The organism is Snuella lapsa (assembly GCF_039539345.1).
In the GTDB taxonomy this organism is placed as follows: Bacteria; Bacteroidota; Bacteroidia; order Flavobacteriales; family Flavobacteriaceae; genus Snuella; species Snuella lapsa.
Genome location: NZ_BAABCY010000069.1, coordinates 12,538 through 25,022, shown reverse-complemented (window position 1 = coordinate 25,022; position 12,485 = coordinate 12,538). Strand labels below are relative to the sequence as shown.

The window sequence follows — 12,485 nt, the reverse complement described above, 5'->3', positions numbered from 1 at the left end:
AATGAGGTATTTAAAATTTATTGTAACGCTGGTAGTTTTAACGGTTATTATAGCTTGTAAAGATAGTACATCACATAAGGCAGGTGCTGAGAAAGCTGTTTATAAATGCCCAATGCAATGTGAAGGAAATAAAGCCTATACCAAATTGGAAAGTTGTCCAGTTTGTAAAATGGATTTGGCAATGGTTGAAAACCAAAACTCAAAAATTACGGAAGATGCCATTTCTGATGAATCCATTTTCAACCTTACAACTACTTGGCATACAGAAGAAGGGAACGCCATACAACTTAAAGATTTAAGGGGGAAAACGTTGGTAATGGTTATGATCTATACAACTTGTAAAGCTGCTTGTCCGCGCTTGGTAGCCGATATGCGTAATATTGAAGCTAAAATACCCAAAGATAAGTTAAACGACCTTCAGTTTGTATTGGTTAGTATCGATCCTAAAAATGATACACCTACCCGCTTAAAAGCTTTTGCCAAAGAGAATTTTATGGATGGCGAACAATGGACATTCTTGCAAGGAAACGAAAGTGGTGTTAGGGAATTTGCTAACGTGCTTGCTGTGAAGTATAAACAAATTTCACCAATAGATTTTTCGCATTCCAATATTATTAGTGTTTTTAATTCGGGAGGCGAATTGGTACATCAACAGGAAGGTTTGGGTGTAGATAACAAAGAAACTGTGGATAGTATTTTAAAATTGGTGCAATAGAATACTTTGTAAATTAACTAGGAGTTAAATAAACAAACAGCTACTTTTGCGGCTTTGAAAAAGAATAAAGTTTTAGCTATAGTGACTTCCGTCATGTTTTGGAAGGTCTGTTAGTTTTAAATTTGCAACATGATAAAACGTGTTTTACATAAAGCCACCGTTGTTTTATTGGTTATTGGATTGTTGTTCAATAACATCAATACCTTGGTTATTATGGGACACTTTTTATGGAACCAAGATTTTATTGCCGCGACACTTTGTGTTCAAAAAGATAACCAACAGGGGTGTAATGGTAAATGTCATTTACAAAAGCAGTTGGCCCAAAACGATTCGCGCTCTAATAATCAAGATGCCCCTTTACCAGAAAATAAGCCGCAATCCTTAGATGTGTTTTGTTTGGCTAAGTCGAGCACTATCGAAATACAGTTTATACAAACACTATTGCCTAAAGTTTCAGTATCAAGAAACGTCTTCAAAATAACAAAAACAGCTTTGGCTGTAGAAACACCACCTCCAATTTTAAGTTAAGATTTGCTGATATACCGTTTTAAATCAGAAATGGTATAAAAACCTAAAAGGGTTTTCTTTTCTGGCTTGCATAAGTAAGTTGGCTGGTCGGCATTATTCCTAAAAATAATTATTAACAGATATTCATTACGATGTGTAGTTTACCTAGCATTCGTTTGTGGATGTCTTATATCTAAGTTTTTATTCGATAAGAATTCCTCAGTACCCTGCCTCATTTGGAGTAGTTCGTTTGAAATAATTCTTTGTTTGAAATTATCGTAAATGAAACACATGTTTATTACGGTAATCTTAAAAGAGATAAGGTATATGCCTATGATACAATATACAATGTCTCCAAACCAAAACTTAAATAATACAAAGCGGGCATTTAGCCAATAAAAACAATAAAAGAAGCACATGAAATTAAAATATATATTCCCAATCTTATTAGTCGCTCTGTTAGCGACAGCATGTTCTACCGATAACGATGATACGCCTGAAATAGATGAAGTTGAAGGCCTTTTAAAAATTCAAGAATTAACAAACAATAGCCATACAGTAGAACTATATACGGCATCGGGTAAATTTTATACGGGCTATAATGCCGTTAGTATCCGAATAAAAGAAAATAGTTCTGGGGCTTATTTAACCGATGCATCACTAACATGGATGCCAATGATGCAAATGCCAAGCATGCAGCATTCATGTCCAAAATCTGTGATTAAAAAGGCTACAGGTAAAAAAACAGTTTATGAAGGGTATGTAATCTATCAAATGACAAACTTAGACGCTTCTGGATGGACACTAACTATAGATTATACCGTTAATGGAGATAATTATTCGGTTAGTCAAGCTATAACAGTTATGCAAAGCGAAACGAAAAATGTAAGCAGTTTTATGGGGTTGGATGATAAACGTTATGTTGTAGCTCTCATTGAGCCTAATGAACCAATAATAGGTGTAAATGATTTTGTGGTAGGTGTTTATAGAATGGAAAGTATGATGGCTTTCCCTGTGGTAGAAGGTTGTACGATATTTTCAGATCCTAGAATGCCAGGGATGGGTAACCATAGTTCGCCCAACAATACCAATTTGACATACAATCAAGAAGAAGCCATGTATAAAGGAGAGCTTTCACTAACAATGACCGGGTATTGGGTTTTAAATTTAAAACTTGTAGATGCAGAAGATGAGGTGCTTAAAGGTGAAGGTGTAACGGAAGCGCATACGCAAAGCAGTTTGTATTTAGAGCTCGAATTTTAATAAGGCAGTTCTTTGTTTTATAGGTTAAGGAGACCTAAAAGTCTGAATTAGACCATTTGGATTTCAAACTTTTAGGTAGCCTTCCTTTACTTATCATTTTAATTTTTTTATTATGCAAAAGATTGTATTAATATGTGTTTGTGCTCTATTTTGTATGAGTGTGTATGCCCAGCAGGAAGAGCAATTTATTAAAAAAGATACAACGCAATTAGATGAGGTTATTTTAATCGGACAACGTAAATTAAGTAATTACCGTCAAGAAAAAACACTTTCGAGTATTGATGATTATTTAGAAAAGTCGAATAAGATAACAATGCTAAAGCGTGGTAATTATGCATGGGAAGCGACTTTAAACAATATGACGAGTGAACGTTTAAATGTTGCCATAGATGGTATGCAGATTTTTGGCGCATGTACCGATAAAATGGATCCCGTTACTTCTTATGTCGACGTTTCTAATTTAGAGAAGGTAACTGTTAATTCAGGTCAGCAAGGAGCTGAAAATGGACATAGTATTGGTGGCGCTATCGACATGCAGCAACCCTCATCAAAGTTTTACGGAACAGGTTTAAACATGAATATTGATATGGGGTATGAGACCAATGGAAACTATAGAACTACTGGATTGGATCTGGAATATTCAGGTGATAAGTTTTATTCGAATACTGATGGGATATTTCGTAAATCAGATAATTATAAAGCGGGAAATCAAACAGAGGTCTTCCATTCCCAATTTCAAAAGTATAATCTATCGTTACAAGGAGGCTATAAGCTTTCCGATAGGCATATTCTGGAAACTAATATAATTTACGATAAGGCTACCAATATTGGATATCCAGCTTTGCCAATGGATGTATCTTTAGCAGAGGCATTAATAAGCTCTATAACGTATCGTTATAAAGGCCATCATTCATTATTGCAATCATGGGAATCAAAGATATATTTTAATACCATAACTCATATTATGGACGATTCGCAACGTGATGATGTTGCTATTCGTATGGATATGCCTGGTTGGAGTGATACCTATGGGGGTTATAGTAAAGCTGCTTTACATAAAGGAAAACATAAATTACTGGTTAACCTCAATAGTTTTTATAACAGGTCGATAGCAGAAATGACGATGCATCCCAATGACCCGAATCAACCAGATATGTTTATGTATACTTGGCCTGATATTAGAACATTTTATTCGGGAGTTTATATTAAAGATGAATATGCTATTAATGCATTTGAAAAAGTATCCGGGGCATTGCGCTTGGGTTATCATAACAATACCATTGCTAAACAAACAGGTTTGGAGAGTCTACAAATTTTTCACCCCAAAATAACAGATTCCAAAAATAGGTTGTTAATGAGCTTTTCGGCAGGATATAAGCTAAATAAGGATGGCTACGATGCTTTATTTGCATTTGGTTATGGGGAACGGGCACCTTCGGTAAGTGAAGGGTATGGTTTTTTCCTGTTTAACAGCTTCGATAATTATGATTACATAGGAAACCCGAACTTAAAAAAGGAAAAAAACTTGGAGTTTCATGTCAATTCTAATGTTCATTTCGATAACCTAAAAATAGGGTTAGAGTCGTCGTGTTTTTACATGTCAGATTATATAATAGGGAATACAGATCCTTCCATAAATTCGATGACTATTGGCGCAGATGGTGCAAGGGTTTATAAGGCTATTGATTGTGCGACAATTTTAGATGTTTACTTTAATGCCAGTTATACATTTAACAAAAAGTTTGCTATTAACAGTTCTGTTGGATATAATTATGGGGAAGGGAAGAATGGTATGAAGTTACCATTAATCAGGCCGTTTTCATATTTAGCCGAACTTAATTATAATACACATATGTTTAATGCTGCATTGCAGTTTGAGGGTAATGCCAACCAAAGTCGATATAGTAGCTTTTATGGTGAAGATGAAACGCCCGCTTATGGTACATTAAACTTAAACCTAGGAAACATGCTTTATGTTAAAAGCAACAAAGTGGTTCTAAAATACGGTATTGAAAATTTATTGGATGCTACATATTCAACTTATGCCGATTGGAATAATATAGCAAGACAAGGACGAAATTTTTATATGAATGTGTCTTTTGTAATGCGTTAATTATTTCCAGAATTCATCATCAAGTTTGTCTTCAAATGTAGACGAGCTATGGACGTTTTCAATGATTAGTAGTTGGGCATCAGTCGCTTTGCTTTGTATTTCCTGAAACAGTATGCGCTCTTCAAATCTTATGTGCACCTCCAGTGCGCCCTCTATATCGGTAAGCGTATTTTCATCATATTTAGATGTAGTAAATAAATACTCTAGGTTCCTGTGTTAGGACAAAGCACGTTTTATAAGTGGGTAATTTTCATTTAAAATGGGAAATATGTATTTTTCTTCCATTTCAAAGTGGGGAATTAAATGCGTCTCAAAAAACCAATCGGTGTATATCTTAATACGTTCAACTGGAATATTTCTACTTAGTCCGCTGCGTATTTTCCATGATAGTAATAAACCGTGATGGTGTTCTCTACTAAGTGGTTGTAGGGCTTTATGACGTTTCAAGGGTTTTTTGTCCATGCGTTTTGTTTTTTATAATATTGAATAGTAGGCTTGTTATACCAATGGGTAATAAAGCACTGAAAAGAAATAATAAGGGATAGTAATTGAGGATAAGTCCTTTGCCATAGTAAAACATACCGCCTTGTACCATTAAAAGCAACTCGGTTAAAACAAATCCTGAAATAAAGGTATAGATGGCGAACGTCAGGCTACTATTGCGGTTTACTAATTTGCTTTGTAGTATAAATGAAAATATAAAACCTGATACAATACCTAACATCGTTAAATGTATAAAACCAATAATGAAATTTCGGTGTTGATAGATAACTTCTGATATATTTGGAAGTAGTGAAAGCAATTGTAAGAGTATCTTTAAAACAAAACAAAAAATTGCAAAGCTATAAACATGTACAACAAGCTTTGAATGCTGTTTTAGCACCAATGGTAGCTTGGGTTTTATAAGTTGTAAAAAATGAAACAAGGCGGCTAATTGAATGATGACGCCAGTACCATTTATCCATAAAAGACTATTGTTTTCTATAAACCAGTAAACAGGCAACGCAAGCGTTAGGATGGTAGATGTAACTAAAAGATTGAAAAAGACCCCAAATCTTTTTGAGTCTTGAAGCTGCAATAGGTGAAAAAAAATAGCAACAACCCCTATTATAAACCAACCGTTAAACTGGAAATGCAAAAAGAACTGTATAGCGATTTGATAAAAAGCAGAAGCTTGTCCCAACATAGATACGGCGGGTCCCAAACACCAAACGCCTATAGTAGAAAGCAACATAAAAATAAGCGAGGTTTTTAACAATAACTTTGTTGCTGCCGATTCTGTTTTATGGTGCTTCCATATGAGATATGCAAAATAATAGCTACAAAAAATATGTAAGGTTGAGAAACTAATGGATATAGCAGCATAACCTTGAAAGGGAAAGCTAAGCATCATACCAATTACAGCAAATTGTGTAAGCCAAAATAACCGATTATATATTGGACGCTTTTCTGGGACAAAAAAATGGATAATCAATACATATAACATTAAGTAAAGCCAACCTAGCATGGCAACGTGCGAATGCGCATGTGTTAAAAAACGATAGTTTAGTCCAATGGGCTGTATAAAGGTGTAGCGCAAAGCCATACCCATAAGGGCGGCAATTAAAAAGTTAATTAAGCATACAATTACTAGTCTTTTTTGCATAGCTATATTCTTGTTCGATTAATAGTGCTTTAGAAGCAAGACGGTATAAATATATAAGCTTTTAAATTCAAAATTCCAGAAAGTAACAAGGACTTTCTGGAATTTTTAAACCTATTAAATTAGAGGGCACTATTAATCAATTCTTAAGCTTCCAATTATGTAAACTGTTTTTCTAATTTAATGGCTTTGGGAAATAAAATGTTATTTTCTAAATGAATGTGTAAATGCAAATCTTTTTCAAACTCATCTAACATAGCAAAAGTTACGCGGTATGTATTGCAAGCATCTACCGGAGGTGTATAATTATTTGTTAGTTCTGCAATTTTTCTAAAACGTTCTCCTTCATTATCGTGTTCCTGCATCATCATCGTAATGGGGTTTTCTACTGTTCCAAATTGGGGAGCTTGTATGGGATTATGATCTAAAGTGGCTTGTACCATTTTTTTAACGAATGGGAACAATATCAATTCTTCCTTTTTCATATGGGCAGCCAATTCTTTAGATGAAGCAATGAATAGGGCGTTTATTTCTAATAATTCCCGGTGCCTTTCACCATGTACACGGCATAGTTTATCTAAGAACTGTCTTAAAACTGGAACTTTTTCTTCTACGTATCTATGGTGTTTTTTTTCTATATATTGAGTAAGTAGATCTAAGGGCCATGATTTATAATCAATAGATTCGTTAACAGATGCGTTTATAATACTGCTTAATTTGTCTAATAGTTCGTCACTGTCTATTCCTTTTTTTTCGCAAACTTCCTCAATGGTTCTATGACCTTTACAGCAAAAATCGATACCGTAGCTGCTAAATATAGCCGCAGTTCTATAGTCTTCGGCAACAAACTGTCCGATTTGTTTTTGGGAATTGTTGTTTAATACTTCCATAATTGTTTTATTTAGGATAAAATTGTCTTATTTGTGGTTAAATTTTTTTAGTTTTTTATGCAATACTTTTTAAAAAGGTAGTTCCAGATTTTATATTAAATGCTAATTCTTCTAAGCTTGTGTTTTCTAACATGTCTTTGAGTTCGTCCCGCACTATTTTAAATTTATCATGTACAGGGCAGGGTCTGCTTTCATCGCAAGTATGGAGTCCTAACCCACATCCTTTATAAATTTTATCACCATCAATTGCATTCACAATTTGTGATAGTCTAATTGCAGCAATATCCTTTTTGTTTATTTCAAAACCACCGTAAGCACCTTTAACCGAGTTTATAACACCGTGCCTAACCAAAGCTTGCAAAATTTTGGCTGTGAAAGCTTGGGGTGAATCTATTTCTTTGGCTATTTCTTTAGGGCTAACACGTTTGCCTTCAAAAGAATTTATAGCTATAAAAATAGACGCCTTAATTCCATATTCACAAGCCTTTGAAAACATAATTAATGGTTTTGTTTGGCAAATGTAGAAAATAATTTCAATTAAGACAAGTTTATCTTAGTTTAAAATTTTATATGCATGGTTTGTGGGGTTGTGGAGACAGGAGTGTAGTGTAATTTGAGGAGATTAATCTCTATGTCAAGGTTGTACTTTGCTAATTAGTTAGTATCATTTTTGGGAGGCTTAATAATAGGTATTTCGAACCAAAATGTGGAACCTTTTCCTTCAATACTATCAACACCTATAGATCCGTTATGCTTTTCAATGAGTTCGCGACAAAGGATTAACCCTAAACCGGTTCCATGCTCATCATTAGTTCCTTTTTTACTAATTAATTTAATATCCTTTACATTAAACAATCTGTCGCAGGTCTCTTTAGACATTCCAACACCATCGTCAGTAATTGCACAGCGTATATTGTTGTTGTCTATTAAAGCCGATATGGTTACAGAACCATTTTTGTTACTGTATTTTATAGCATTCGAAACAATATTCCTAATTACAGTATTTAGCATGTTTCTATCCGCATAAATATCTAAGTCCATAGGGACAAAGTTTTTTAGCGCAATATGTTTAAGTTCCGATTGAAATTTTAAGAATTCAAAGATCTCTAAAACCAATGAAAAAAGATTAAAAGTTTCTTGTTTAAAGTTCATTTGGTTTGTTTGGGACCTAGACCAATCTAGTAAATTGTTTAATAAACCATGGGTACTGTTTATAGTTGAATTTATCATTTCTCCATAATTTTTGATTTCATTGGTAACTCCACTGTTTATATCTGTAACCATTAAATCACTTAGTCCCAAAAGCGCATTAAACGACCCTCTTAAATCATGTGCTATAATGGAAAAGAATTTGTCTTTGGTAGTATTACTAATTTTTAGAGCATCAATAGCTTTTAGTTTTAAGTATTGAGCTTTGGAAAACCGCCATGAGAAGTAAAATAGTCCTATGGCGAATAGTGTTAATAGGCTAATAATAATATACCTTCGAGTATGTTGCTTTCCGTATAGTTCTTGGTAAGGGATAAAAGAAACAATTTTCCATGAGTAATTTTTGTGGCTTTTTTGGAATTGCCCAACATTGCCAATATTTAACGTATTGTTGGGCATTAATGGATATATAGTTTGGGAGGTAAATAAACCATTCTTATTTATTAATTGAATGGAATCTTGATTTATTATATTATTCCAAGCATCAGGGTAGTTGTATGAAAATTTAAGGTGGTTTCGGTCTTTGAATATAAAGGCCCAATCCTTTTCTGGAAAAGGACTTTTAATCCAATAAGCTTCAGTGTTTAAAAGCATGGGTTGACTTGAAAATTTAGGGTTCGAATAGAGGTCGACCAAGTCTAATATGTTTTTCCCTAAATAGTTAAAAATTAAAATACCTTGCTTCTTTCCATTATTGTCAAAGACAGGCGTTGCAAAGCGAATTACAGGTTTAATGGGTTTTTCAATACTGTCATTTTCGACATTAAGATCGAAAGGGGAAGCAAAAAACTCGTCTTTGTTTAAGGTAATGGCTTCTTGAAAATAATAGCGGTTCTTTTTATTTTGCAATTTATCATCTGGAACAATGGTAGTTTTTCCATTGTTAAAGTTTATACGTATAATTTCCATACCGTTTAAATCTAGTAAACGTACCTGGTCGTATTTTTTTTGATAATGAACAAAGTCTGCAAAATCTTTGGAGAGGGTTTCTATATAGTCGCTATTGTTATTATCCCAGATGTTTTTTATTAAGCTATTGGACTTAAGGGTGGAAAGATCACTTAGCACATGGGATAATTGATCGTTTATACTTTTAAGTTTAGCATCAACAATTGTTTTTTCTGTATGTTGGTAAACCTCAATTTCAAGCTTCTCTTGGTTTAATATTATTGCTACGCAGGCAATAATAATTACAATTATGGTAGGCGTAAAAATAAGAAGGGCTTTATTCAGTATTTTATTTTTAGCGTCAGTTGTAAGGGTTTCAGTTTCAGTTTCTTTGGGGGCTTTAATCATATTTAGATTAATTTTGCTTAATAAGTAGGTTTTCCAATAGGATAAAAGATAGAACTAATTTATTAAAATATCAAGGATTTTAATGGCAGCTTCACTTATTTTAGTTCCGGGACCAAAGATGGCAACGGCACCGGCATCAAATAAAAAGGGGTAATCCTGTTTTGGTATTACTCCTCCAACAACAACCATAATATCGTCCCTTCCATAGTCTTTAAGAGCTTTAATGACCTGAGGCACCAAAGTTTTGTGTCCGGCAGCCTGGGATGAAATGCCCAATATATGCACATCGTTTTCTACAGCTTGTTTTGCTGCTTCTTGAGGGGTTTGGAATAAGGGACCTATGTCTACATCAAAACCAACATCGGCATAGCCAGTAGCAACCACCTTTGCTCCTCGATCGTGACCATCTTGCCCCATTTTTGCAATCATAATACGAGGTCTTCTGCCGTCTTGTTCTGCAAAAATATCTGCCAGTTCCCTAGCTCTTTTAAAGGAGTCATCATCTTTTATTTCATTACTATACACGCCTGAAAATGATTTTATTTGTGCTTTATATCTTCCAAATACCGTTTCGAGTGCATCGCTAATTTCTCCGAGGGTGGCACGTTCGCGAGCAGCTTCAATAGCTAAAGCTAATAAATTATTTTGACCGTTGCGAGCAGCTTCGGTTAAATTAGTTAAAGCCATTTCTACTTTTCTGGAATTTCTGTTAGCTTTAATTTTGTTCAGTCTTGCTATTTGTTGGGAACGCACCGTTTTGTTATCGACTTCGAGTGTGGTTATTGGAGCTTCTTCTTCTAATTGGTATTTATTAACGCCAATAATAATGTCTTTTCCAGAATCAATTCTGGCTTGTTTTCTGGCAGCGGCTTCTTCAATGCGTATTTTTGGTATGCCAGCTTCAATAGCTTTTGTCATGCCACCTAAGGATTCGATTTCCTCAATTAGCTCCCATGCTTTGTGGGATATGTCGTGTGTTAACTTTTCTAGGTAATAGCTACCTGCCCACGGGTCAACAGTTTTTGTTATTTTAGTTTCTTCTTGTAAATAGATTTGGGTATTTCTAGCAATTCTGGCCGAAAAATCGGTTGGTAGGGCAATAGCTTCGTCTAACGCATTGGTGTGTAGGCTTTGTGTGCCGCCAAAGGCAGCTGCCGAAGCTTCTATACAAGTTCGGGCGACGTTGTTGAAAGGGTCTTGTTCTGTTAAGCTCCATCCAGATGTTTGGCAATGGGTTCTTAAAACCAGTGATTTTTCATTTTTCGGATGAAATTGTTTTACTAATTTGGCCCAAAGCATACGCGCTGCACGCATTTTAGCTATTTCCATAAAGTGATTCATCCCAATGGCCCAAAAGAAAGATAAGCGGGGAGCGAAAGTATCTATATCCATACCGGCTTCGAGTCCTTTACGAATATATTCTAGGCCGTCTGCCAATGTATAGGCTAGCTCAATGTCGCAAGTAGCACCTGCTTCCTGCATGTGATAACCAGAGATACTGATACTATTGAATTTAGGCATTTGCTTGCTTGTAAATTCAAAAATATCTGAAATGATTTTCATAGAAGGCGTAGGGGGGTAGATATAAGTGTTGCGTACCATGAACTCTTTTAAAATATCATTTTGAATAGTACCAGAGAGCTGATGGGGTTGTACTCCTTGCTCTTCGGCTGCAACAATATAAAAAGCCATGATGGGCAAAACAGCACCGTTCATGGTCATGGAAACACTCATTTTGTCTAATGGAATTTTATCGAAGAGTATTTTCATATCTTCCACACTATCAATGGCTACACCAGCCATTCCTGCGTCACCAACAACGCGTTCGTGGTCGGAGTCATAGCCACGGTGCGTAGCAAGATCGAATGCAACCGATAGTCCTTTTTGGCCAGCTTTAAGGTTACGACGATAAAAGGCATTACTGTCTTCGGCAGTTGAAAATCCAGCATATTGCCGTATTGTCCAAGGCCTGCGTACGTACATAGTACTGTAGGGACCACGTAGATTGGGTGTAATGCCAGCAGCAAAGTTGAGATGTTCTAGGGACTCTAGGTCTTTTGGGGAATAGGTAGGTTTAATGCGAATACCTTCAGCAGTTAAGAAGCTATGTTCAGCAGTTGTGCTTAGGCTTTCTTCAGGCTCTTGTAAGTTGATGTGTTGAAGGTCTTTACGTTGCATTATGCACCTTATTTTATAATTATCTTAATTTTAGTTTGCTATTTGGTTGGTTTCTTATTGAAATCAACACTTTGACTCTGGGTTTTTACAACAGTTAAATCAACATCAAAAAGTTTAGCATAAAACAGATCGAAGGCAATATATGCTGCTAAATACTTATCCTTAATGGCAAATCTATAATTAGATTGTAGCGGGGGCGCAAAAAGTTTTTGGCTCATACTATGGGTGTCCAGAAGGGCGTTAAGTGTTGTTTTTAAATCTTTGTTTTCAATGTTGCTTGCAATACATTTAAATAAAGGACTATAGTAATTTAAATTACTTTGGGTGTTCCCAACCTGCCATAAACTTGTATCCTCTTTTAAGACGTTGAATATTTCTAATGAGTGCTCTGAGACCAGTTCATTAAACTTCACCCTGTTGTATTGCGTGTTACGTATAAATTGAGCGTAGGCTGTTGTTAGGCTTTGTTTGTTGTTATTTTTACCATAAAAGTTTAAGATGTCGTTTTCGAAAGAGAATAAAGCTTCGTTGTATAATTTAGATTTGGCATCTTCACAGTTTAGGACGGTGTTTTTGTCGGCATATTTGTATTCCGATAATGTGGTTTTTTGTTTACAATTAAATAGTGTGAAAATTAATAAAGCTGCAATAAATTTGATTTTTGTGTTCATT

12 protein-coding genes are annotated in these 12,485 nt (G+C 34.9%); 4 read left to right on the top strand and 8 right to left on the bottom strand.

Features of this window, described 5'->3' with window-relative positions; all coding sequences use genetic code 11:
• Position 1 precedes the first annotated feature (1 nt).
• The 4 genes from ABD792_RS12960 (at position 2) to ABD792_RS12945 (ending at position 4,598) form a co-directional block, all read left to right on the top strand.
• Positions 2-715 carry an SCO family protein gene (locus ABD792_RS12960; protein WP_345006654.1) on the top strand — a complete coding sequence of 238 codons (714 nt, stop codon included), beginning with the start codon at positions 2-4 and terminating at the stop codon, positions 713-715.
• A gap of 129 nt (positions 716-844) precedes the next feature.
• On the top strand, positions 845-1,243 hold the full coding sequence (locus ABD792_RS12955; protein WP_345006652.1) for a hypothetical protein: 399 nt from the start codon (positions 845-847) through the stop codon (positions 1,241-1,243).
• Between the two features lie 396 nt (positions 1,244-1,639).
• Entirely contained in the window at positions 1,640-2,485 is an 846-nt protein-coding gene (locus ABD792_RS12950) for a hypothetical protein (RefSeq protein WP_345006651.1), read from the top strand.
• Positions 2,486-2,597: 112 nt separating this feature from the next.
• Positions 2,598-4,598, top strand: coding sequence for a TonB-dependent receptor plug domain-containing protein (locus ABD792_RS12945; protein ID WP_345006649.1), 2,001 nt, complete (start codon positions 2,598-2,600; stop codon positions 4,596-4,598).
• Here ABD792_RS12945 and ABD792_RS12940 read toward each other — a convergent pair whose 3' ends face one another.
• The 8 genes from ABD792_RS12940 to ABD792_RS12905 all read right to left on the bottom strand — a co-directional run bounded on the left by ABD792_RS12940 (position 4,599) and on the right by ABD792_RS12905 (position 12,484).
• Positions 4,599-4,736 carry a hypothetical protein gene (locus tag ABD792_RS12940; protein ID WP_345006648.1) on the bottom strand — a complete coding sequence of 46 codons (138 nt, stop codon included), beginning with the start codon at positions 4,734-4,736 and terminating at the stop codon, positions 4,599-4,601.
• A gap of 78 nt (positions 4,737-4,814) precedes the next feature.
• Positions 4,815-5,060: a hypothetical protein gene (locus ABD792_RS12935; protein ID WP_345006647.1), complete on the bottom strand. Its 246-nt coding sequence runs from the start codon at positions 5,058-5,060 to the stop codon at positions 4,815-4,817.
• Positions 5,032-6,243: a hypothetical protein gene (locus ABD792_RS12930; protein WP_345006646.1), complete on the bottom strand. Its 1,212-nt coding sequence runs from the start codon at positions 6,241-6,243 to the stop codon at positions 5,032-5,034. Before ABD792_RS12930 ends, ABD792_RS12935 begins: the two co-directional genes overlap by 29 nt.
• Before the next feature lie 155 nt (positions 6,244-6,398).
• Complete coding sequence (gene ric / locus ABD792_RS12925; protein WP_345006645.1) at positions 6,399-7,130, bottom strand: iron-sulfur cluster repair di-iron protein; 732 nt, start codon at positions 7,128-7,130, stop codon at positions 6,399-6,401.
• Positions 7,131-7,185: 55 nt separating this feature from the next.
• Positions 7,186-7,626, bottom strand: coding sequence for an RrF2 family transcriptional regulator (locus ABD792_RS12920; RefSeq protein ID WP_345006644.1), 441 nt, complete (start codon positions 7,624-7,626; stop codon positions 7,186-7,188).
• A gap of 158 nt (positions 7,627-7,784) precedes the next feature.
• Positions 7,785-9,635 carry a sensor histidine kinase gene (locus ABD792_RS12915; protein WP_345006643.1) on the bottom strand — a complete coding sequence of 617 codons (1,851 nt, stop codon included), beginning with the start codon at positions 9,633-9,635 and terminating at the stop codon, positions 7,785-7,787.
• Positions 9,636-9,689: 54 nt separating this feature from the next.
• On the bottom strand, positions 9,690-11,813 hold the full coding sequence (gene scpA / locus ABD792_RS12910; protein ID WP_345006642.1) for a methylmalonyl-CoA mutase: 2,124 nt from the start codon (positions 11,811-11,813) through the stop codon (positions 9,690-9,692).
• A gap of 38 nt (positions 11,814-11,851) precedes the next feature.
• Positions 11,852-12,484, bottom strand: a complete 633-nt coding sequence (locus ABD792_RS12905; RefSeq protein ID WP_345006641.1) for a hypothetical protein — start codon at positions 12,482-12,484, stop codon at positions 11,852-11,854.
• Position 12,485: the final 1 nt, after the last annotated feature.